Annotated in this window: 17 protein-coding genes and 1 pseudogene; 16 read left to right on the top strand and 2 right to left on the bottom strand. The window is 65.5% G+C overall.

Features of this window, described 5'->3' with window-relative positions; all coding sequences use genetic code 11:
- Nucleotides 1-271: 271 nt before the first annotated feature.
- Nucleotides 272-1,027 (bottom strand): MauE/DoxX family redox-associated membrane protein, encoded by a 756-nt coding sequence (locus VH567_RS07060; RefSeq protein WP_423324513.1) that lies wholly within the window; start codon nt 1,025-1,027, stop codon nt 272-274.
- Between the two features lie 83 nt (nt 1,028-1,110).
- Between VH567_RS07060 and VH567_RS07055 the strand changes: the two genes are divergently transcribed.
- Nucleotides 1,111-1,512, top strand: coding sequence for a MerR family transcriptional regulator (locus tag VH567_RS07055; protein ID WP_423324511.1), 402 nt, complete (start codon nt 1,111-1,113; stop codon nt 1,510-1,512).
- Between the two features lie 28 nt (nt 1,513-1,540).
- On the opposite strand, the pseudogene VH567_RS07050 reads toward VH567_RS07055, so the two are convergent.
- Nucleotides 1,541-1,711 (bottom strand): annotated as a pseudogene (locus VH567_RS07050) (transposase); the annotation flags it as partial.
- A 2,262-nt stretch (nt 1,712-3,973) separates the two neighbouring features.
- Here VH567_RS07050 and VH567_RS07045 point away from each other — a divergent pair.
- From VH567_RS07045 to VH567_RS06975, 15 genes are all read left to right on the top strand, one after another.
- Entirely contained in the window at nt 3,974-4,993 is a 1,020-nt protein-coding gene (locus VH567_RS07045; protein WP_423324509.1) for a sterol desaturase family protein, read from the top strand.
- 71 nt (nt 4,994-5,064) lie between these two features.
- Complete coding sequence (locus VH567_RS07040) at nt 5,065-5,667, top strand: hypothetical protein (protein WP_423324507.1); 603 nt, start codon at nt 5,065-5,067, stop codon at nt 5,665-5,667.
- A gap of 104 nt (nt 5,668-5,771) precedes the next feature.
- On the top strand, nt 5,772-6,716 hold the full coding sequence (locus VH567_RS07035) for a LysR family transcriptional regulator (RefSeq protein WP_254686229.1): 945 nt from the start codon (nt 5,772-5,774) through the stop codon (nt 6,714-6,716).
- 159 nt (nt 6,717-6,875) lie between these two features.
- Nucleotides 6,876-7,970 (top strand): putative urea ABC transporter substrate-binding protein, encoded by a 1,095-nt coding sequence (locus tag VH567_RS07030; RefSeq protein ID WP_423324505.1) that lies wholly within the window; start codon nt 6,876-6,878, stop codon nt 7,968-7,970.
- 185 nt (nt 7,971-8,155) lie between these two features.
- Nucleotides 8,156-8,974 carry an ABC transporter permease gene (locus VH567_RS07025; RefSeq protein ID WP_423324503.1) on the top strand — a complete coding sequence of 273 codons (819 nt, stop codon included), beginning with the start codon at nt 8,156-8,158 and terminating at the stop codon, nt 8,972-8,974.
- 14 nt (nt 8,975-8,988) lie between these two features.
- On the top strand, nt 8,989-9,777 hold the full coding sequence (locus tag VH567_RS07020) for an ABC transporter ATP-binding protein (RefSeq protein ID WP_423325016.1): 789 nt from the start codon (nt 8,989-8,991) through the stop codon (nt 9,775-9,777).
- Nucleotides 9,774-10,583: an urea amidolyase associated protein UAAP1 gene (locus VH567_RS07015; protein ID WP_423324501.1), complete on the top strand. Its 810-nt coding sequence runs from the start codon at nt 9,774-9,776 to the stop codon at nt 10,581-10,583. Before VH567_RS07020 ends, VH567_RS07015 begins: the two co-directional genes overlap by 4 nt.
- A 9-nt stretch (nt 10,584-10,592) precedes the next feature.
- The gene (locus VH567_RS07010; protein WP_423324499.1) at nt 10,593-11,216 is read left to right on the top strand and encodes an urea amidolyase associated protein UAAP2; all 624 of its coding nucleotides are present in this window, start codon (nt 10,593-10,595) and stop codon (nt 11,214-11,216) included.
- A complete protein-coding gene (uca, locus tag VH567_RS07005) occupies nt 11,216-14,824 on the top strand; it encodes an urea carboxylase (protein ID WP_423324497.1) in 3,609 nt (1,202 codons plus the stop codon). The genes VH567_RS07010 and uca overlap by 1 nt, the downstream gene beginning before the upstream one ends.
- On the top strand, nt 14,824-16,611 hold the full coding sequence (gene atzF, locus VH567_RS07000; protein WP_423325014.1) for an allophanate hydrolase: 1,788 nt from the start codon (nt 14,824-14,826) through the stop codon (nt 16,609-16,611). The genes uca and atzF overlap by 1 nt, the downstream gene beginning before the upstream one ends.
- A complete protein-coding gene (locus VH567_RS06995; RefSeq protein ID WP_423324495.1) occupies nt 16,608-18,035 on the top strand; it encodes a hybrid sensor histidine kinase/response regulator in 1,428 nt (475 codons plus the stop codon). The genes atzF and VH567_RS06995 overlap by 4 nt, the downstream gene beginning before the upstream one ends.
- Nucleotides 18,022-18,951, top strand: coding sequence for a response regulator (locus VH567_RS06990; RefSeq protein WP_423324493.1), 930 nt, complete (start codon nt 18,022-18,024; stop codon nt 18,949-18,951). Before VH567_RS06995 ends, VH567_RS06990 begins: the two co-directional genes overlap by 14 nt.
- 11 nt (nt 18,952-18,962) lie before the next feature.
- Nucleotides 18,963-20,546, top strand: coding sequence for a sulfotransferase (locus tag VH567_RS06985; RefSeq protein ID WP_423324491.1), 1,584 nt, complete (start codon nt 18,963-18,965; stop codon nt 20,544-20,546).
- A gap of 95 nt (nt 20,547-20,641) precedes the next feature.
- Nucleotides 20,642-21,526, top strand: a complete 885-nt coding sequence (locus VH567_RS06980) for a sterol desaturase family protein (protein WP_423324489.1) — start codon at nt 20,642-20,644, stop codon at nt 21,524-21,526.
- Between the two features lie 52 nt (nt 21,527-21,578).
- Nucleotides 21,579-22,514: a YncE family protein gene (locus VH567_RS06975; protein WP_423324487.1), complete on the top strand. Its 936-nt coding sequence runs from the start codon at nt 21,579-21,581 to the stop codon at nt 22,512-22,514.
- Nucleotides 22,515-22,518: the final 4 nt, after the last annotated feature.

Below are 22,518 nucleotides of genomic sequence, written 5' to 3'. Positions count from 1 at the left end.
GCAGGCAGCAGCTTCGGAGGCTCTTCGCCGATCTAAGTCCCCTCCCGAAAACGTCTGCAGTAGACCGCCTGCAGAGACCGCTGCACCAATGCGAGATAGCCGAAATGATCACTGCGCTTTTGTCCTTCGCAAAACGTCCGCTAACGGGCGATGATTAGCGCTGGCCTCCCCATTGCGAACAGCGACCAGGGCCGAATAGGCCGGACCGGGAGCCATATCGAAAAGGCGGCGGCGGTGATGATTGCGCCATGGCGTGCGCAGCACCGCCAGCTTAGCCGAGCGCTTCAAGCCCCATCCACACCGCCATCGCGATCATCATGAGGTTCTCCGTCAGCGACAGGAAACCGAGCGGCACGTTGCTGGCTCCACCTACGCAGGCGCATTTCAGCTCGCGCCTATCGAGGTACACCGCCTTGAACACTGACACGGCACCCACGGCTCCAATGAACAGCGCGACAGACGCCGACAACCAGGTCAGCACGCCTGCGATCATCAGCACGCCCGCCAAGCCCTCCGCAAACGGGTAGATGTAAGAGTAGCGTACCCAGCGCTTCGCCAGCAGATCGTAATTGAGGAACATGGTGGCGAAGCTCTCGATGTTCTGGAGCTTGAGCAGCGCCAGCACCGCCATGCTGAACCCGATGAACCACTCGCCCGCTCGTAGCGTGAAGGGCGTGCCGTAAGCGGCATGACTTGCGGCGAGCGCCATCACCGCGGTCACTGCGAAGAGCGCGACGACCGGCTTGTAGGTGGTCGCCTTGGGATCGGCGACAGCCTTGCCGAAATAGTGGCGCACGTCGTCATAACCGCCGATCCGCTCGCCCCCGATGAAGGTCTGCGGCGTCGTCCTCACGCCATTTTCGGCCTTGAAGGCGTCAGTTTCCTCTCGCGTGGTCAGCCAGCGGTCGTCAACGGTGTAGCCCTCGCGTTGCAGTAGGTCCTTGGCCTTCAGGCCGTAGGGGCAGACGTGCTTGTCCATTACCATCCGGTACAGGGTGGCGCGGCGGGGATCGGCGATCGTAGTCATGGCAGCGGCTTTCGAGCTAGTATCCTTCAGGTTGGCGTCCATATAGGGTCCGGACCATGGTACGGAGTCAAGGGTTGCAACAGATGACTATTGCCGGGCTGGCGCGCGAGGCAGGCGTCGGCGTCGAGACCGTGCGCTACTATCAGCGGCGCGGGTTACTTGAGACGCCTGAGCGGCCAAGCGGCATCGGACGTGGAAGCGTGCGGCGCTACGGTATTGAAGACGTTCGCCGGCTGCGCTTCATCCGCGCGGCGCAAGCGGCTGGTTTCACGCTTGCGCAGATCGAGGAATTGCTGGCGCTTGACGCGACCGACGATCGAAAACGGGCGCGTGAACTTGCCAGCGAGCAGATAGCGGCGTTGGACGTCAAGATCGAGGGATTCGAGAAGGCCCGCGCATCGCTGCGCCGGCTCGCTCACGAGTGTGGCAGCGGCGCGGCTGGGCCGTGCCCGATCCTGACCTCATTCGAGCAGTCCCATGACTAAACTCTGCGCTTCCCAATAAGGACCGCGTTCGCAATCGCGCCGCCTCCGATACTGTCATCACGCCGTACTTCGAATTCCAGTTGTAAAACGTCGCATCGCTGATCTCGTGCTTGCGGCACAAATCCGCCGTCTTCACGCCGGCCTCATGCTTGGGCAGCACACCAGTGATCTGATCCTCGGTAGATCGGCCTCGCCCCATCACTCGTCTCCATCTGACGAGCCAACTTATCAATGGCATGATTTCCGAGAGCAGGTTAATCTGTCGCAGGCAACGAACGTCTCCTTTGGAGATGCTACAATGCAGAGCGATTGTTCGAAGGTCGGCGAACGAGCCGACGTTCCGGGTCGAACCGGTGTCATAGAGTGTGTCCGGCGGAGAGCTAAGGGGAGGCCTGAAAACCTCCCCAGCCCATTACTGCCTTTCCGCATGTCTATGATGCGGAACAGAGCCAATGCGGTTTACGCGTTCTTACGCGCAAGACAGTCTTTTCGAACAACGCTGGGCGTGCGCCTGTCAATGGAGTCGGCTCCGACCACATTTTGATTAATGGGTAATGCCGATCAAATGTCCATATCCAGGCCGCTAATCCGACGATTTCGCTGCCACGGTGGCGCCGATTTTCAATTGTTCTTTCCAGAATCGGCCGTCGCACAAATTGGTAAGGCGCGCCATTTTGTTGGTGCCGGTATGAGACGCTGTTTGGCGCGATCGTGCTTCCGAAGCTCAAACTTTCGACAACCAGCGCATTGCCAATAACCTGCCGGACAGAGCTTCGCCTATAGCAAGCAAAACCCGCGTCACACCGGGACGCATCCTAGAAGCCAAAAGCGTCGGCAGGGCCCCGAACGACAAGCTGCGAATCGTGCAAATTATTGATCCGAAAACCATGCATCACGACGTATTTTTCCTCTAGAAATTTCACTAAAATTCATGCCAAACCATCGAAATTCAGACGTTGGTGTTGGTACCTCTGTTGGTATCGCCAATTTACGTCGCCATATTTATCAATGACTTAAATGTCTTATTTGAAAGTTCACAGTCCTCTTCCGGCACCATCTTCCCCCCATGGGGTTGAGACGACGAAAGATCTCCACATTGCCGCGAGTTACGCTCCCAAATCCGGTACGCGGAATGGGGCAAACTCCGTCACCGGCGGGTCGCTCGGCCGGGTTCGATGAACCGACAGGCCACCTCGTTTTTCGTCGCACCTTTCCAGAAGCCATCCGAGCGCTTCTCCCGAACGCCAGACAGCGGGAGGTGAAGCTCCCGTTGCGGCCCAAGCGCTACATGACGCCGGAAGCGTTCCGATTGTACGACCAAGCCACCACGCGCTTCGAAGCGGACGTGCGCCATGCCCTCGCCGTCCAGGCCGTAGAGGGCCGGGAGGTTACAGGGACGGTCGACGCGCTCACACTGGACTTGATCGCCTACCTCGTCACCGCCTTCAAAGCCGACGACCTGGAGCTGGAACAGGAGCTATGGTGGACCGCTCGCCCCCCTCGAAAAGAAACGAGAGGCCCGTCAGCGACTGGATGAGAATTGCCGGACGGACCTAACGGAAGCGCTCCAGCTTAGCGCCCTCGGGGACATGGAAACAATCCGCAGCCAGTGGGCCGGACCGGCGTTCGATCACGCGAACCTTCACGGCGTCTTGGCCGACAGGGATGACCCGAGTTCTCCAGCTACGTCCGCGCCTTCCATGATGCCCAGATTGAAACTTGGCAGGCCATCCTCCGGCTCCTCCAGGGCGAAGACGCTCCCCCACACGTCGTCTCTCCGAGCCCAGCCGAGCCCGCCAGTGTCGCCGCGATGAAGCGGCATCGGGACGTCCGCTAGCCTCTCCATCTCGGACATTCCCGACCGTCCCTCATGCCGTCTGTCCCAGCTCGCCTTCGCAGTCGCCGACCGGGCACCGAAGGACGCCGTAGAGACCCGCCGTTCTCTTTGGCTCCCCTACCGCCGCGTCGGGGAAGCCCATTGCGATCGCCATCGACCGGGTTCGAAATAGACGGCTTCGCTCGCGCCACCACAGCGCCAGTCCGACTCTGAGTATGCCCGCCGGCCCCTGGGAGATCGCCAAAAAGGCGTTCGACTATATCATGGCAGCTCCGCGCCGGACGCTTTAGGCGACTAGACCGAGACGATCCGAAGGGGCTCAGGACACTGACCTCGCGCGTGAACGAGGACAACCTGACGAACAGGCGATATTGGGCGACGGGTGGCACGACCCTCTGTGTCGGCGCGGCTCGCATGGTCAGGATGTCGGCGTCTTTCGCCCAGTAGAACGGCCACGTCCTGTTGCTTGAACGAGGCGTACTTCATCTCGGCACGGTTCAAATTGTACCTGTCAGAGCTCATCCGTCCTGCCCCCTATCCCCTACGATATACGTCCGATGACGTATGACGTCGCCCCGCGATCTCGGGCATTTACCCCTCGAGACTTGATATCGCGGGGACAAGATGAACGGAGTTCGCGTCGGCAAGAGGATCATCGGAGCACAGGCGCCGGTCATCGTGGGTTGGGAAAACATTCCCAAGGTCGAGGGCGGCCCGGTGAAGCAGATCTTCTTCACCTGGTTCCAGCCGACGATGCTGTTCGCGCTGATCGCCTTCTGGTTCTACGCGCCCAATTCGATCGCCAAGGCGTCGACCGCGATCGGTATCGGCATCGGCTTCAAGCTCCTTCTGCTGGGGCTCGAATGGCTCGCCCCGCGCCATGAAAGCTGGCGGCTGACCTGGAAGGAGCTGACCACCGATCTCTTCTATGTCGGGATCGGCTTTACCGTCGTCCGCCTGATCGACAGCTATATCGGCGACGGCGCGATGATCGAGGCGATCCAGCATTCGTTCGACTGGGAAAAGTTCGCCTGGTTCACCGGCCTGCCTCTGCTGGTGCAGGCACTGATGATCTCGCTGGTGTTCGATTTCGGGCAATATTGGATGCACCGCGGGATGCACAACTGGCATCCGCTGTGGCTGGCGCACGCGCCGCATCACTACATCACGCAGCTCAACGTCAACAAGGGCGCGGTGGGCAATCCGGTCGAGCTGTTCCTGATCGGGCTCGGCATCGGCGGATTCTTCGATTTCGTGCCGCGCGCCGCCTTGCTCGCGGGGGCCTTCGGCCTGGCGGTCGGCACCTACCAGCACATCAATGTCCGCTTCAATTCGCCGCGCTGGTGGCGCTTCCTGTTCAACACCACCGAGCATCACAGCGTGCATCACTCGCAGGACTTTGAGGCGAGCCGCAGCAATTATTCGAACACCTGGGTGATCATCGATCGCCTGTTCGGGACCTGCGTCGACGGCGAAGCCGAACTGCTCGGGATGGAGGGCGGTCGCCCCATGTCGGTCCGTGAGACGATGACCTACACGTTCACCGAAGGGTGGAAGTCGGCCAGGGAACGGATCGGTCGGCGGTCGATGGGCGCCATGGTGCCGGCTCCAACGGTACCGGGCCAAATGGTACCGGCAGAATGACCGGAGCTGTTTCGGCAGACCGGGCTTCGGCGTTCGATGCAACGTCCCCCCGGGCATCGCTAGGATATTCGGTGTATCGGCGCTTCATCGACGGGATCTGGCATGTCGAGGGCAGCCTTCCTCTCGTGCCGGGCCAGTCCGTCGACGACGCCTTCGAACGGCTCGACCCATTGTTCCAACAAACCGGGACGACCCACGACCGGGCAGGCGACACGCTGACGTTTCGGAAGGAAAGTCAGGCCGCCCAGGACAAGATGGCGGTTTTCGATGGCGGCGTCCTGCGGATCGAACCGGACGCGCCCGGCCTCATGTTGCGATACCGCCTCGCCAGCCGCGCTTTGCTGTTCTGCTTCCTCGCGCCCTTCCTGTTTCTCGCCTTCGCCCAGGCGACGATCGTCCTCGGCAAGTTCGAGCAGGCGAGGACCGCAGCCAAGGGCAAGAAGCCCGAGGTCAAGAAGCCGCCCGTGGTGCTGAACCCGATCGACAAGGCGCTGGGCGCCCCTGAACCCGACCCGCCGAAAAAGAAGAAGAAGGCGGACGAGGACGACAAGAAGCCTTCGCCGACCCCCGCCTATGTCTTCGCAGGCATGTTCGCGGCACTCTACGTCATCGGGCGGGTTCTCGAAGATCGGCGGATCAAGGCGCTGTTCCGACGACGCCTGCTGGACGCGTAGCGTCGCGACGATCGACCGGGTTCCCGATGCTCCCCCATGAATTCCGGGCGCACGTTGCGTATGAACGCCGCGCGGCTAAGGATGCGCTCCAAGATCCTGGAGCCATGTGTTTGGTCGATAGCGCATTCCTGCCTGACAAGACGTTCGCCAGTCGGGTCGACTGGAACCTGCTGCGGACCTTCGTCGAGATCGTTCGCGCCGGCGGGATCGGCGCGGCCGCCCGAAAACTGAACAAGCAGCAGCCGAGCATCAGCGCCGCGCTGAAACGGCTGGAGGAACAGGTCGGCGAACAGCTGCTGAACCGCTCCTCGTCCGGCGTCGAGATGACGGCCGCGGGCACCGCCCTGCTCGGTATCTGCGAGGAGATGCTCGAAGCGGCGAGGATGGTGCCGCACCAGGTCGCGCAGGCGACCAAGCGAGTCGAGGGCATCGTCCGCATCCAGCTGATTTCGGCGGTCGCCTCCACCGAGTTCGACGAAGCGATCGCCAGCTTCCACCGCCGCAATCCCAACATCCATATCGAGATCCGCGTCTCGCCCTGGCGCGCGGTGCTCGACGCGCTGGAGCATGGCGAGGCCGAGATCGGCGTCGGTTACGACAGCAACGCGCGGAGCAGCCTGGTCTACGAACCGCTGTTCGTCGAACGCCAGCAACTCTACTGCGCGCGCAGCCACCCCCTGTTCGGCCACCGCGTCGAGCGGCTGGGCGAACTGAAGGACGAGGGCTTCGTCCTGACCGGCGAGGACGAACTCGACACCATCACCCGCCTGCGCCGTCGCTACCGTCTCGGCACGAAGGCGAACGGCCATGCGGAGGACATCAACGAGGCGGCTCGACTGATTACACTCGGCGTCGGCATCGGCTTCCTGCCCGTGCTCGCCGCCGCGGACGCCGTCGCGAAGGGGCGATTATGGCCGCTGCTCTACGCCGATGCGGAGCCCGCCTACGACATCTTCCTGCTCGCGCGGGCGGAGCCGTCACGCGATACCGCCACACAGTTGTTTTTGGACGAAGTCACCCGAAGGCATAGGGCACAACGCAGGGCATAGATTTTATCTATGCCTTTCATCATTATTTTATGTCTTCATCGATGATCCCTGGCACGCCAACGTCGCCAAAGGGTGATGCCTGCATATGCCGTCCTGTTCCCGGTCATACCGGAGGACGGCGGCGCACTGGCATCACCGGGTGGCTAAGGGGTGTGCTTGATGGTGTCTCGACCGTGGCTGAATGGCGTTGCAGCCGTCGCTGTACTGCTCGCGCTCGGCGGTTGCGGCAGCAAGCCGTCGGGATCGGCGACCGACGCCGGCATCGTGAAGAAGGATTTCGCGATCGGCTGGTCGATCTACACCGGGTGGATGCCGTGGGCGTATGCGCAGCAGTCCGGGATCGTGAAGAAATGGGCCGACAAATACGGCATCCAGATCCGGCTGGTTCAGGTCAACGACTATGTCGAATCCGTCAACCAATACGCCGCCGGCAAGCTCGATGGCGTGGTCTGCACGACGATGGATGCGCTGACCATTCCGGCGGCGGGCGGCAAGGATACCACCGTGCTGCTGATCGGCGATTATTCCGACGGCAATGACGGCGTGGTGCTCAAGAACGGCCGGACGATGGCCGACATCAAGGGGCGCTCGGTCAAGCTGGTCGAACTGTCGGTGTCGCATTTCCTGCTCGCGCGCGGCCTGGAACTGAGCGGCATGAAGCTCGCTGACGTGAAGACGGTGAACACAGGCGACGCCGACATCGTCGGGGCGTTCGCATCGTCGAGCGTGAACGCCGTCGTCACCTGGAACCCGCAATTGTCGACGATCCGTGCGACGCCGGGCGCGACGCAGGTCTTCGACAGCTCGAAGATTCCCAACGAAATTCTCGACACGCTCAACGTCAGCACCGCGACGCTGAAGGCCAATCCGAACCTCGGCAAGGCGCTCGCCGGCATCTGGTATGAGACGATGGCGATCATGACCCGCAACGACGCCGCGGGCCGCGCCGCGCGCGCCACGATGGCAAAGGCCGCGGGCACGACCGAGGCGAGTTTCGACGAACAGCTCAAGACGACGCATCTGTACGCGAAGCCGCAGGACGCGGTCGCTTATGCGCAGAACCCGGACCTGATCACCGTGACCGACCGGGTCCGGCAGTTCAGCTTCGCGCACGGCCTGTTCGGTCCGAGCGCGAAATCCGTCGATACGATCGGCATCACCTTCGCCGGCGGCAAGACGCTCGGCGATACCAAGAACGTGAAGCTGCGGTTCGACCCGAGCTACATGAAGCTGGCGGCGGACGGGAAGCTGTAGCCTCACGCCAGCACGACGGGGGCAGACACAGACGACGAGCACCGTCGGGACAGCCGTTCCGACGAACGGAGGAGCATGCCTTGGCCATGCGTGAAATCGGGGAATGAAATGAGCGTATTGCCAACACATTCCGCCATGCCGACGCCCGACAAGCGCGCCCGGAGCATTGCGCCTGGGCATCCGCATTGACCCGGCTCGTCGACATTCGCCTCGGCCGCGGGGCACGATTGCTCCTGGGCGCGCTGCCGATCGTGGCGCTGCTGTTCGTCTACCTGCTCGCCTCCGAGGCGCGCCACCTCGACAATCCCTCTGACAAGGTGCTGCCGACCTTCGAGGCGATGGCGCAGGCCATTCGCGGCTTCACCACGGATCGCGATCCGTCCACCGATCGCATCATCCTCGTCGCCGACACGCTGGCGAGCCTGTACCGGCTCGGCATCGGCCTCGCCATCGCAACCGCGACCGCGCTGGTGCTCGGCCTGCTGCTCGGCGTCATGCCGCTCGCGCGCGCCGTTCTCGGCCCCATGGTCGCGGTGATCGCGGTCATCCCGCCGGTCGCGGTGCTGCCGATCCTGTTCATCGTGCTCGGGCTCGACGAAGCGTCGAAGATCGCGCTGATCGCGATCGGCATCGCGCCATTCATGACACGCGACCTGACGAGCTTCGTCGCCAATTTGCCGGTCGAGCAAACCGTCAAGGCGCAGACGCTGGGCGCCAATAGCTGGCAGCTCGCGATCCGCGTCGCGCTGCCGCAGTTGATGCCGCGCCTGATCGAGGCGCTGCGGCTGTCGATGGGGCCCGCCTGGGTGTTCCTGATCGCGTCCGAGGCGGTCGCCTCCGATGTCGGGCTCGGCTACCGCATCTTCCTGGTCCGGCGCTATTTCGCGATGGACATCATCCTGCCTTACGTCGCCTGGATCTCGCTGCTCGCGATCGCGGCCGACGCGCTGCTGCTGTTCGTCAGCCGCCGAGGCTTCCCCTGGGCACACGGAGCCGGCCGGTGACTCCGCTTCTCGAAATGCGCAACATCTGGGTCGAATATGGCGACAAGGTCGTGCTCGAACGCGTCTCGCTCGAGATCGCCGAGCGCAGCTTCGTCGCGGTGGTCGGCCCCTCGGGTGCCGGCAAGAGCACCTTCCTCCGCCTGATCCTCGGCCAGGAGGCGCCGAGCCGCGGCCAGGTGCTGCTCGACGGCCAACCGATGCGCGCCGAATGCGGCCCCGATCGCGGCGTCGTGTTTCAGCGCTATTCGGTGTTCCCGCATCTCACGGCCTTACGCAACGTGATGTTCGGGATCGAATGCGCGCAGGCGCCCTTTGCCGCGCGGCTGTTCGGTGCGCAGCGGCGCGCGGCGCGCGACACCGCGGTCGAGATGCTCGCAGCGGTCGGTCTCGAACACAGCCTCGACGTTTATCCGGCACAGATGTCGGGCGGCATGCAGCAGCGGCTGGCGATTGCCCAAGCGCTCGTCAAGCATCCCCGCATCCTGCTGCTCGACGAGCCGTTCGGCGCGCTCGATCCGGGCATCCGCCTCGACATGCACGCGCTCATCACGCGGCTCTGGCAGGAGCGCGGGCTGACCATCGTGATGGTGACGCACGACATCGGTGAGGCGTTCAAGCTCGGCACGCGCGTGCTCGCCTTCGACAAGCGCCGCCACGATCCGCACGCGCCGCACCGCTTCGGCGCCACCACCACCTACGACCTGCCGCTCGATCGCAAGACGCTGCCACCGCAAGCGCTGGTCGACGCGATCGGCGGCGACGACCTTCCACGGCCCGATCTTCTACGGAGACCCTTAGCATGACCACCACGACCGCCGATCCGTACGGCGCCCGCGATCACGCCCGCGCGATGACGGGCACCCGGGTGGAGGCGATGCCCACCCTCCCCGCCGTTGCCGACGACGCGCCCGGCGACACCGTCTGGGAAGAGACGATCGCGCCAGCGGGCTACACGTCGCGCCGGATCGCCCGCGGCACACGCCTGCGGCTGATCGACGTCGCCGGCGACGCCTGCGCCTCGATGCTGGTCTTCAACGCCGAGACGCCGACCGAACGGCTGAACGTCGCCGACACGCTCAAGGTGCAGTGGAACGGCTATCTGGGTGCGGGCCGGCTGCTGCTGTCGGACATGGGCCGGGTGATGATGACCATCCTGGAGGATGACGCCGGGACGCACGACGCGTTCTGCGGCGCGTCGAACGAGGCGTCCAACGCGCGCGCTTACGGCGACGGCAAGAATTACGGCGCGCATCCGAACGCGCGCGACCGCTTCATGCTGGGTGTCGCCAGGCACGGGCTCGGTCGCAAGGACGTCCACCCCTGCATCAACTGGTTCAAGGGCGTCCGGATCGCCGAGGACGGCGCCACCCTGCCCGAAATCGGGCCCTTCCCGCCCGGCCGGACGCTCGTCCTGCGCGCGGAAATGGACCTGGTCGTCGTACTCGCCAACTGCCCGCACGTGCTCGACACCCGCGCCGATTTCACGGTGACTCCGCTGCGCGCGACGGCGTGGCGTGGCGCGCCCGCCGCCGAAGACGACCCTGTACGCACCGCGACGCCGGAAGGGCTCCGCGCCTTCCTGAACACCGAAGATCTCTACGCGCGCTGAAGGACCGACATGACCACTCCCCCCCTCCCCGGTACCATCCGCCACGACGAGATCGTCCCCGCCCGCGCCCCCTGGATGCACCGTGTCGCCGCTGGTGAAACGCTGCGCATCGTCGATCTCGAAGGCAATCAGGCGGTCGATTTCCTGATGTACGCCGACGACGACGATTCCGAGCGGTATAGCGCGCAGGACACGATCGCGGCGCAGCGCAACCTGTTCTTGCGCGAGGGCGCGGTACTGCTGTCCAACGAAGGCCGGCCGATGATGACGATCACCGGCACTAGCGTCGCGTATCACGACACGATCGGCGGCGCCTGCTCGTGCGAGTCCAACACCTTGCGCTACGGCCACCATACCAAGGCCCAGCATAGCTGCGTCGACAATTTCCTCGACGCCAATATCCGCGCCGGCCGCGGCAAGCGCGACATGGTGTCGAACATCAACTTCTTCATGAACGTGCCGGTCGAGGCGGACGGCACGCTCGGCATCGTCGACGGCATCTCCGCGCCGGGGCTTACGGTCGACCTGCGCGCCGAGATGGACGTCATCGTGGTCGTGTCCAACTGCCCGCAGATCAACAATCCCTGCAACGGCTTCAATCCAACGCCAGTGCGCATGCAGGTTTCGGCGTGATGTTCAAAAAGGTCCTGATCGCCAATCGCGGCGCGATCGCCTGCCGCATCATCCGCACGTTGAAGACGATGGGCGTAAGCTCGATCGCAGTATTCAGCGACGCCGATGCCGGCTCCGCGCACGTCGCCCAGGCCGACGAGGCGGTCCGTATCGGCCCCGCACCGGCTGCGGAAAGCTATCTGAACGTGGAAGCGATCCTCGCGGCTGCCGAAGCGACCGGTGCCGAGGCGATCCACCCCGGCTACGGCTTCCTGTCCGAGAACACCGCCTTCGCCGAGGCCTGCGCCGCGCGCGGCATCGCGTTCATCGGTCCGACCCCCGACAACATCCGCGCCTTCGGACTCAAGCACACCGCGCGCGATCTCGCCGCCGCGCAGGGCGTACCGCTCGCGCCCGGCACCGACCTGCTCCGTGACGAAACCGCGGCGATCGAAGCGGCGGCGCGGATCGGCTATCCCGTCATCCTCAAGGCTACCGCAGGCGGCGGCGGCATCGGCATGAAGGTCTGTGCGGACGAAGCCGATATCCGCGAAGGCTTCGCCACCGTAGCCCGCCTCGGCGCAGGTAACTTCGGAGACGGCGGCGTATTCCTCGAACGCTATGTCGCCCGCGCACGACACATCGAGGTGCAGGTGTTCGGCGATGGTGCAGGCCACGTCGTAGCACTCGGCGAACGCGATTGCTCGCTGCAACGCCGCAACCAGAAGGTCGTCGAGGAAACCCCCGCCCCGCTGCTCCCCGCCGCGACACGCCAGGCGCTGATCGCCGCCGCTGTCCGGCTCACCGCCGCCGCAGATTACCGCTCGGCGGGCACGGTAGAATTTCTCTACGATGCCGAACGTGACGACTTCTTCTTCCTCGAGGTCAACACGCGCCTCCAAGTTGAGCACGGCGTCACCGAACAGGTCACCGGCGTCGACCTCGTCGAATGGATGGTCCGCGGCGCGGCCGGCGACTTCACCTTTCTCGACGGGTTCGCGGCGAAACCCGTCGGCGCATCGATCCAGGTCCGCCTCTATGCCGAGGATCCCGCACAGGATTATCGCCCCAGTTCGGGCCGCCTTGTCGGCGTCTCGTTCCCGGAAGGTCCGCGCGTCGACAGCTGGATCGCCGCCGGCACGGAGGTGTCGAGCTGGTACGATCCGATGCTCGCCAAGCTGATCGTCACCGCCCCCTCCCGCGACGCCGCGGTACAGGCGATGCAGGACGCGCTCGACGCCACGTCGATCGCCGGGATCGAGACCAACCTCGACTGGCTGCGCACAGTCGTACGCTCGGCAGCGTTCACCAGCGGCAAAGTCTCCACCCGAGCGCTCGCCGACATCGCCTACACGCCACGGTCGATCCGCGTGCTGGCGGGCGGTGCGTCTACCACGGTCCAGGATTATCCCGGACGGCTCGGCCTGTGGGACGTCGGCGTACCGCCCTCGGGACCGATGGACGCGCTCGCCTTTCGCCTCGGCAATCGCCTGGTCGGCAATCCGGAGGGCACCGCGGGTCTAGAGATCACCGCCGCCGGGCCGACGCTGCTGTTCAACGTCGCCACCCGGATCTGCCTGACCGGCGCCGATTTCGGTGCGGTCGTCGATGGCACGCCAGTGTCGTCCTACGAGCCGATCGACATCGCAGCAGGCCAGATTCTCAAGATCGGGCGCGTCACCGGTGGCGGCATGCGCGGCTATATCGCGATCGCCGGCGGACTCGACGTGCCGCTGTTCCTCGGCAGCCGCAGCGCCTTCACGCTCGGCGAGTTCGGCGGCCACGCCGGGCGCGCGGTGATGACCGGCGACACGCTGCATCTGGCCCGAACCGAACTGCCCAGCGCGCCTACGGCAACGCTCGCGCTCGCCGACCGACCGGCGATTACGCGCGAATGGACGCTTGCCGTCCTCTACGGCCCGCACGGAGCTCCCGATTTCTTCACCCCCGACGACATCGCGATGCTGCGCAGCACGGCGTGGAAGGTCCACTACAACTCCAACCGCACCGGCATCCGCTTGCTCGGGCCGAAGCCGCAATGGGCGCGCAAAGATGGCGGCGAGGCGGGGCTCCACCCGTCGAACATCCACGACAATGCCTATGCGATCGGCGCGGTCGACTTCACCGGCGACATGCCGATCATCCTCGGCCCGGACGGTCCCTCGCTCGGCGGCTTCGTCTGTCCGTTCGTGGTCGCGCAGGCGGATCTTTGGAAGATCGGGCAGCTCGCACCGGGCGACAGCGTACGCTTCGCACCGATCGACAATGCGACGGCGGTGGCGGCCGAGCAGGCGCAGGACCGGCTCGTCGCCACGCTCGCCGCGCCGCCCCCGCCGGTTGAGGCGGGCGACCATCTCGGCTCGCCGATCCTACGTGCGATCGAAGCGCAGGGCGTACGTCCGGCGGTAACCTATCGCCAGCAGGGTGATCGCAACCTGCTGGTCGAATACGGCCCGATCATGCTCGATCTCGAACTCCGGCTCCGCGTTCACGCGCTGATGCTCGAAGTCGAGAAGGCCGCGCTCACCGGCATCATCGACGTCACGCCGGGCATCCGCTCGCTTCAGATCCACTATGACAGCCGGCAACTTTCGCAGGCATCGCTGCTCGATGCACTCGCCGCGGCCGAAGAGCGCCTCGGCGGGCTCGACGATTTCGAAATCCCCTCACGCGTGATCTATCTGCCGTTGTCGTGGAAAGACCCGGCGATCTACCAGACGATCGACAAATACATGGAATCGGTGCGCGACGATGCGCCGTGGTGCCCCGACAATATCGAGTTCATCCGCCGCGTGAACGGGCTCGACAGCATCGACGACGTGCAGCGGATCGTATTCGACGCCGAGTATCTGGTGATGGGCCTCGGCGACGTCTATCTCGGCGCGCCGGTCGCGACCCCGATCGACCCGCGCCACCGGCTCGTCACCACCAAGTACAATCCCGCGCGCACCTGGACCCCGCCCAACGTCGTCGGCATCGGCGGCGCATACATGTGCATCTACGGCATGGAGGGACCGGGCGGATACCAGCTGTTCGGCCGCACCATCCAGGTGTGGAACGCCTGGCGCCAGACCGACGCGTTTCGAGACGGCAAGCCCTGGCTGTTGCGCTTCTTCGACCGCATCCGCTTCTTCCCGGTCAGCCACGACGAACTCACCGAGTGGCGCCGCGACTTCCCGCTCGGCCGGCGCGCGATCCGGATCGAGGAGGAGGTGTTCCGCCTTTCCGAATACCGTGCCTTCCTTGCCGACAACGCCCCGTCGATCACCGCTTTCCAGACGCAGCGGCAGGCAGCGTTCGATGAGGAGCGTGCCGATTGGGAGCGCAACGGCGAATTCGACCGTGTCGCGGCGCTGACCGAGGAAGCGGACGCCGGCGGCGCCACCGTCGAGATCGACCTGCCCGAGGGCTGCGAACTGGTGGAGGCCCCGTTCGGCGGCAGCTTGTGGAAGCTGCTGGTCGCGGTCGGGGCCGAAGTGACGGAAGGCGACACCATCGGCATCATCGAGGCGATGAAGATGGAATCGCCCGTGATCAGCCCCGTCACGGGGACGATACGCCGCATCTACGTCCAGGAACGGCAACCGCTCTCGCCCGGCGGCGCGATGCTAGCGGTGGAGGTGGCATGATGGACGAACCGTTCGAAGTCGGCCCGATCGCCGCCGCCGTCTCGTCCGGGCGCATCGATGCGGTCAGCGTCGCCCAAGCCGCGCTCGCCCGCATCGACGCCTATGCCGCAATCCAGCCTGCGGTGTGGATCACCCGCATCGCCGACGCCGATGTCCTGGCATACGCACACCGCGTCGATGCACGGATCGCCGCGGGAGAGGTGCTGCCGCTCGCCGGCGTGTCGTTCGCGATCAAGGACAATATCGATCTCGCCGGCGTGCCGACCACCGCGGCTTGCCCCGACTTCGCCTATACGCCGTCCGTGTCGGCAGAGGTCGTAGAGAGGCTGGTCGCCGCGGGTGCGATTCCAATGGGCAAGACCAACCTCGACCAGTTCGCGACCGGGCTCAACGGCACCCGCAGCCCCTACGGCGCGCCCGCCTGCGTGTTCAACCGGGCCTATGTCAGCGGCGGATCGAGCTCTGGTTCGGCAGTCGCGGTCGCGGCCGGACTGGTGGCGTTCGCGCTCGGTACCGACACCGCAGGCTCAGGCCGCGTCCCCGCCGCGTTCAACGGCTTGATCGGGATGAAACCCACCAAGGGCCGCTGGAGCACCACCGGGCTGGTGCCGGCGTGCCGCACGATCGACTGCATCACCGTGCTCGCGCACTCGACAGCGGACGCCCGCGCGATCGACACGGTGCTGGCCGGCTTCGATCCCGCCGATCCCTATTCCCGCCCGCGCGAGGACCGCTCCGTCGCCGCCCGCCGGATCGGCGTACCCGCGCCGGACCAGCGTATCTTTCTCGGCGATGCCACCGCCGCCCGCCTGTACGAACAGGCGCTGGCAACGCTTGCCGCGAACGGCGCCGAACTGGTCGAGGTGGACATGGCGCCGCTCCGCGAGGCAGCGATGCTGCTCTACGGCGGCCCGTGGGTGGCGGAACGCACCGCAGCGGCCCTTCCACTGCTCGATACGCACCCCGAGGCGATCGACCCGACCGTGCGCTCGATCATGGAAGCCGGCTGTTCCGTCAGCGGCGTAGACGTGTTCGAGGGCCAGTATCGGCTTGCCGCGCTTCAGCGGATCGCCGACGCGATGTGGCAGGATATCGACCTGCTCGCGCTGCCGACCACGCCGACGATCTACCGGATCGCCGAGATGCGCGCGGCACCGATCGCGCTCAACAGCAACCTCGGGCTCTATACCAACTTCGTCAACCTGCTCGACATGGCCGCGCTCGCGCTTCCAGCTGGCTGGCGCGACAACGGGACCGGCTTCGGCATCACGCTGATCGCCCCCGCCTGGACCGATCAGGCCCTGCTCGACGCCGGCGAGGCCTATCTCGCCGTCGCCGCGCTTCCCCCACCCCCGCCCCTGAATATCGAGGACAGTATGGAAACCGTGAAACTCGCCGTCGTCGGCGCCCACCTCGACGGCATGCCGCTCCACTGGCAGCTGACATCCCGCGAAGCGCGTCTGGTCAGTGCCACCACCACCGCGCCGACCTATCGGCTATACGCGATGGCCAACTCCACGCCGCCCAAGCCCGCGCTGATCCATGTTGGCGAAGAGGACGGTGCCGCGATCGCGGTGGAAGTCTACGAGCTCGACGTGGCCGCCTTCGGCAGCTTCGTCGTCGAGGTCCCGGCGCCCCTTGCGATCGGCTCGGTGACGCTTGCCGACGGATCGGTCGTCAAGGGCTTCGTCGCCGAGCCACGCGCGATCGTCGGCGCCGAGGACATCACCGCACTGGGTGGCTGGCGCGCCTATATCGCCACGCTCTCACGTCCAAGCGGATCATGACCGCGGCGAACGAATCCCATGCGGCGACCCTGGCCGAGCTTCAGCGCGCCAAGGTCTCGGCGGAGGCCGCCAACGAGGCGAAGACCCGCTACCTCGTCGCGGTCAGCCATGAGATCCGTTCGCCCCTCAACGTCATCTACGGCTATGCGCAGTTGCTGGAACGCGACGACACGCTGTCGGGCGCGGAAGTCGGGACGATCATCCGTCGCTCCGCCGAGCACGTCACCAATCTGGTCGAAGGGCTGCTCGAAATCTCGCGGATCGAGAGCGGCGTCCTGACGATCCGCTCGGACCTGATCGACATCCGCGCGCTGTTCGACCACATCGTCGACATGTTCCGGATGCAGGCCGCCGCCAAGGGCCTGGCGCTGACGCTCGAAATCGACGATCGGCTGCCCGCGCAGGTGAAGGCGGATGAAAAGCGCCTGCGCCAGATCCTCATCAACCTCGTCTCCAACGCGATCAAATACACCCAGTCGGGCAGCGTCGCCGTCAAGGTCCGCTACCGCAGCCAGGTCGCCGATATCGAGGTGCGCGATACCGGCATCGGCATTGCCGCAGGCGATCTCGACCGCGTGTTCGAACCGTTCGAGCGCGGCAACTCGGCGGAGGCGCAAAGTCAGCCCGGCATCGGGCTGGGCCTCGCCATCACACGCGTCCTTGCCAGCGTGCTCGGCGGCGACATCGCGGTGGAAAGCACGCCGGGAGTCGGAAGCAGTTTCCGCTTCCGCATCATGCTGCCCGCCCCGATGGTCGCGTTGCGCGCGCCCGTGCAAGGTGCCAGGATCACCGGCTATGCGGGACCGCCGCGGACCGTGCTCGTGATCGACGACGATCCTGCGCAGCGTGCCATCCTCCAGGCGCTGCTCGCCGCGCTGGGCTTCGTCGTGCATACCGCGGCGAATGGGACGGAGGGGCTCCTGCTGGCCGAGCGCACGCCCGCCGATATCGTGCTGCTCGACATCCAGATGCCGGGGATGAGCGGTTGGGATGTCGCGGCCCGACTGCGCGCGACGCACGGCGCGGCGCTGCGGATCGTGATGGTGTCCGCCGACGTGCATGAACTCCACATCGGTGGCGAGAGTCGCAGCAACCATAATGCGTTCGTGACGAAGCCGGTCGAACTCGACGCGCTGATCTCGCTGATCGGCACGCAGCTCGATTTGCGCTGGGACGAGGCAGCATTGCCCGACCTACCCGACACGCCAGCAGACCTGCCCCCCTTGCCGGCGGCGGCCTTGCCCTTCCTCGATCGCTTGCGGGACCTCGCAAGGATCGGTCACCTCCGCGGGTTGGAAAGCGCACTCGATACGCTCGAGCAGACGATACCGACCACCGCCCCCTTGGTCGCGGTGCTCCGGCGCCAGTTGCGCGACCTCGATCTCGCCTCGCTCCAGAAGACGCTCGACGATGCAGCGCGTTGAACCCGCAGACGCGGCACGACCAGTCATCCTGGTCGTCGACGACACCCCCGAGGCGTTGCGGTTCCTGACCACGATCATCGAGAGCGCCGGGATGACCGTCCTGATCGCGATCGATGGCCTAGCCGCGCTCGCGCTGCTGAAGAACATCACGCCCGACCTGATCCTGATGGATGCGGTGATGCCCAATCTCGACGGGTTCGAGACGACCCTGCGGATCAAGGCCATTCCGGCGTTCCAGCATCTGCCGATCATCTTCATGACCGGGCTAACCGAGACCGAGCATGTCGTCCGCGGGCTCAACGCCGGCGGCATCGATTTCGTCAGCAAGCCGATCGTTATCGAGGAGCTGCTGGCACGCATCCGGGTTCACCTGGCCACCGCGCGCGTCGCGCATGGCAGCCAACTGGCTCTCGATATGAGCGGTCGGCCGGCCCTCGCGGTCGATGGCACCGGTGAACCGCAATGGCTGACCCCGGCCGCTAGCGCGATGCTGGAACGCTTGTTCCCCGGCTGGTCCTGCGCGTCCGGCGGGCTACCCGAGCCTTTCCTCGCAGCCCTCCGCCTGTTGCAGGCAAGCCCGCCGATGCCGGGTGCACGCGTCACCGTGGCCGCCGGCGATCGCACGCTGGAAGCCGGCCTGCTGCGCAACACCGCAGCGGACCAATGGGTGTTCCGCCTGACCGAGCGCCACGAAGGCGAGGAACAGGCGATGCTCGCCGCCCAGCACGGCCTCACCTCGCGTGAGGCCGAGGTCCTGCTCTGGATCAGCCGAGGCAAGCAGAACCGCGAGGTGAGCGAGATCCTCGAGATCAGTCCGCGCACCGTGAACAAGCATCTCGAGCAGATCTTCGAGAAGATGGGTGTCGAGAACCGCGCGTCGGCAACGGCGATCGCCGTCACCACGCTGACGCGCTAGGTCGAGCGAGCATGGATCGACCCGCAAGCAGGGCCACCCGCGCCACAGCTATCCGAGCGGCACTCGCGCGTGGCGACAACGAGGGCGCGCTCGCCGCCGCAACCCGCTGGCGCACGGAAGCGCCGGACGCAGCTGAAGCCCATTTTCTCGCTGGGATCAGCGCGGCCGCGCTTGGCAAGATACGCATCGCGATCGACCTGATCGAGACGGCCGTCACGCTTGACGGGTGCGGCGAATTTCAGGCCCAACTCGCACGCCTCTACACGCTTGTCCGACGGGATGCGGACGCCGCATCGGCGCTTGCCGCCGCCGAGCGGTCGCCCCCGGGCGATGCGCTCGGGCGTGACACGATGGGCTGCGTCTATGCGCGGCTCGGCGATCATGCCGCCTCGCTTCCCCATTTCGTCGAGGCGGTGAGACGAGCGCCCGCCAACACCGCGTTCCGCTACAACCAGGCCGCGGCGCTAAGCTTCCTCGGGCGACAGGACGAGGCGGAGCAGGCGTTGGAGGCGCTGCTTACGCTGGCGCCGACCGATGCCCGCGCGCATCATTTGCTGGCAGGGTTGCGCCGCCAGACACCGGACCGCAACCACGTCGACCGGCTCTCGGCGGTACGCAAGGCGACGCGGTCACCGCACGATCGCCTGCTGCTGGGCTATGCGCTCGCCAAGGAGATCGACGACCTCGCCGACCCGCGCGCCGCGTTCGCCATCCTCGCCGAGACCAACGCCGAGCACCGCGCCACGCTGCCGTATCGCTTTGCCGACGACGCCGCCAATTTCGACGCGGTCGAGGCGTGCTGGCCGATCCTCGCCAGCGCGCAGGTTTCCGATCCGCCCCAGGCGTCCCCCATCTTCATCATCGGCATGCCGCGCACGGGCACGACGCTGGTCGACCGCATCCTGTCGTCGCACCCCGAGGTCGAGAGCGCCGGCGAACTCCAGGCCATGCCGCTAGCCGTCAAAGCCGCCGCAGGAACGCGCAGCCGAACCGTGCTCGACCCCGAGACGATCCGCGCCGCCGCCAGCGCAGACCTAGGCACGATCGGCCGCGACTATCTCGCGCGCGCCGCTTCCCACGCCTCGGGTACGAAACCTCGCGTCGTCGACAAATTCCCCGGCAATTTTCTCTATGCCGGCATGATCGCGCGCGCATTGCCCAACGCGACGATCGTATGCCTTCGCCGCGACCCGATGGACACGATCCTCGCCAACTTCCGCAACCTGTTCGCGATCGGCTCGCGCTATTACGACTATAGCTACGACCTGCTCGACATCGCCGCCTATTACCAACGCTTCGACCGCATGATGGCGTTGTGGCGCGAGGTGCTGCCCGGCCGTGTGCTCGAACTCCGGTATGAGACGCTCGTCGACAACCAGCGCGAAGAGACCGCCCGCCTGCTCGACCATTGCGGACTGGAATGGTCGAACGCCTGTCTCGATTTCCATACCAACACGGCGCCGGTCTCGACCCCTAGCGCCGCGCAGGTCCGCCGGCCGCTCTACCGGGACTCGATCGATCGCTGGCGTCTCCACGCCGACGCGCTGGCGCCCGCGCGCGACTTCCTAGAGCGCCACGGGATCACCGTCGACTAGCCGCCCGCGTACGTCATTCGCACACCTGCCACGGTCGCCTTCCCATCCTATCGTCACGGCGCAGTGCGGCGGTTTTCACCAAACAGGGGCCTATGATGCAGAAAGTGCTTCTGAGCTACGTGCAGCCCGTGATGGTCGCGGCGATCATCCTGTTCTGGGCATTCGGCCCCGCGGACTGGATCCTGAACCCCTGGTCGATCGTAGTCGCGACCCTGACGACGACCGGGCTGATCCAGGCGCTGGAATGGGTCAAGGAGCGGCATTCGAGCTGGCGCCTGACCAGGCAGGAGTTCTTCACAGACGTCTTCTACGTGGTGCTGAGCTACACCGTGATCGCCTGGGCGACGAAGACCTTCGCCGACGAGCCGATGATGGCCGCCAAGCGTGCGCTCGGCATCGCGACGCCGTGGGCGATGCATTTGCCGTTCGTGGTGCAGGTCGCGCTGGTCGTCGTGCTGATCGAGTTCGGGCAATATTGGCTGCACCGCCTGATGCACAACCAGTCGTTCTTCTGGTCGACGCATGCGCCGCATCACCACCTGACGCAGCTCAACGCGATGAAGGGCGCGGTCGGCAATCCGCTCGAACTGTTCCTGATCAGCCTCAGCGTGATCGCGTTGCTCGACCTGCCGCAGGCCGCGATCTTCTGCGCGCTCAACATCCTCGCGGTGGTCTCGACCTTCGCGCACGCCAACACGCGGTTCGATCCGCCACGCTGGTACGCGTTCGTCTTCACCACGATCCGGAATCACAGCCTCCACCATTCGGTGGCCTATGAGGACACGCGCTGCAACTATGGCAATTCGCTGATCCTGCTCGACCGCATCTTCGGCACGTACCGCAGCGGCGAAGCCGAACTGGTGGGCCAGGACGAGCGTCGACGGCTGTCGATCCCGGAACAGTTCCTGTTTCCGGCACGCCCGCTGATCGACCGGGTCAAGGCGCGGCAGTCCGATTCCGATGCAGAGGTCACTGCGTGATCGGCACTATCGAACAACTACGGGGCGCCACAGATTGAAAAAGACAATGGTAATGAAATGCGCCGCCGTGGTGTTCGGCATCGTCGTGGCCGGAGCGCCTGCCTTCGCCGCCAAACCGCGCGAGCAGGTCATTCCCGTGCCCGGCTTCGCGGACTTTCTGGCGGTCGATGGCAAGACGGTTTGGGCGACCAACAGCGGCCGGGTCGAACGCTGGTCCCGCAAGGGCAAGCGCGCCGAGGTGCCGTTGGCGCATCCGTGCGGCGCGATGACCATTGCGTTCAAGTCGCTATGGGTCGCGGACTGCGAGGATTTCACGCTCACCCGGATCGACCTGAAGACCGCGAAGATCACCGCCGTCATCGCGACCGGGATCGCCAACCCGAAGGGCGAACTCAACGTCGTCGCCGGCGCCGGATCGATCTGGGTAGCGAGCGACGCGAAGGGCGTGATCGCGCGCGTCGACCCCGCCACCAACGCCGTCGCCGCGTCGATTCCGACCAATCCCGACAGCTATTATTTGACCTTCGGCATGGGGGCGCTCTGGGCCGTCAGCGGCACGCAGCAGACATTGCAAAAGATCGACCCTGCCACCAACGCGGTCGTCGCGACGACCCCGCTTGGCCGCGAACCCGGTTTCCTGGCGGCAGGCGAAGGATCGATATGGGTCCAGGAACAAGGTGACGGCACGGTCGCCCGGATCGATCCGACGACTGCCGCGGTCTCAGGGCGGGTCAAAGTGGACGAGACGCTGAAATACGGCGACATCGACACCGGCGGCGGCAAGGTGTGGCTGCGCACCACCGCCGGGCAGACCTTCGTGGTGATCGACCCCACATCGCTTGCGATCACGGCGCGTATGGGCGCACCCGCCGGTAGCGGCGCGCTCCGCTATACGCGCGCGGGCGTATGGACGACCGCGCATGACGCGCACACGATGTCGTGGTGGCGCAAACCCAAGACGATCGGGAACCGAGCTACCGCACCATGATCGG

It is taken from the genome of Sphingomonas sp. 4RDLI-65, assembly GCF_049472435.1.
In the GTDB taxonomy this organism is placed as follows: Bacteria; Pseudomonadota; Alphaproteobacteria; order Sphingomonadales; family Sphingomonadaceae; genus Sphingomonas.
The sequence above is the reverse complement of the archived record's forward strand: the minus strand, read 5'-3'. Positions and strand labels throughout refer to the sequence as shown.

Coding starts and splice junctions, on each gene's coding strand:
- VH567_RS07060 (WP_423324513.1), bottom strand. CDS start 1,027: ATGACTACGATCGCCGATCCCCGCCGCGCCACCCTGTACCGGATGGTA.
- VH567_RS06975 (WP_423324487.1), top strand. CDS start 21,579: ATGAAATGCGCCGCCGTGGTGTTCGGCATCGTCGTGGCCGGAGCGCCT.
- VH567_RS07010 (WP_423324499.1), top strand. CDS start 10,593: ATGACCACTCCCCCCCTCCCCGGTACCATCCGCCACGACGAGATCGTC.
- VH567_RS07035 (WP_254686229.1), top strand. CDS start 5,772: ATGTGTTTGGTCGATAGCGCATTCCTGCCTGACAAGACGTTCGCCAGT.
- VH567_RS07030 (WP_423324505.1), top strand. CDS start 6,876: ATGGTGTCTCGACCGTGGCTGAATGGCGTTGCAGCCGTCGCTGTACTG.
- atzF (WP_423325014.1), top strand. CDS start 14,824: ATGGACGAACCGTTCGAAGTCGGCCCGATCGCCGCCGCCGTCTCGTCC.
- VH567_RS06980 (WP_423324489.1), top strand. CDS start 20,642: ATGCAGAAAGTGCTTCTGAGCTACGTGCAGCCCGTGATGGTCGCGGCG.
- VH567_RS07045 (WP_423324509.1), top strand. CDS start 3,974: ATGAACGGAGTTCGCGTCGGCAAGAGGATCATCGGAGCACAGGCGCCG.
- VH567_RS06985 (WP_423324491.1), top strand. CDS start 18,963: ATGGATCGACCCGCAAGCAGGGCCACCCGCGCCACAGCTATCCGAGCG.
- VH567_RS06990 (WP_423324493.1), top strand. CDS start 18,022: ATGCAGCGCGTTGAACCCGCAGACGCGGCACGACCAGTCATCCTGGTC.
- VH567_RS07020 (WP_423325016.1), top strand. CDS start 8,989: ATGCGCAACATCTGGGTCGAATATGGCGACAAGGTCGTGCTCGAACGC.
- VH567_RS07055 (WP_423324511.1), top strand. CDS start 1,111: ATGACTATTGCCGGGCTGGCGCGCGAGGCAGGCGTCGGCGTCGAGACC.
- VH567_RS07015 (WP_423324501.1), top strand. CDS start 9,774: ATGACCACCACGACCGCCGATCCGTACGGCGCCCGCGATCACGCCCGC.
- VH567_RS06995 (WP_423324495.1), top strand. CDS start 16,608: ATGACCGCGGCGAACGAATCCCATGCGGCGACCCTGGCCGAGCTTCAG.
- uca (WP_423324497.1), top strand. CDS start 11,216: ATGTTCAAAAAGGTCCTGATCGCCAATCGCGGCGCGATCGCCTGCCGC.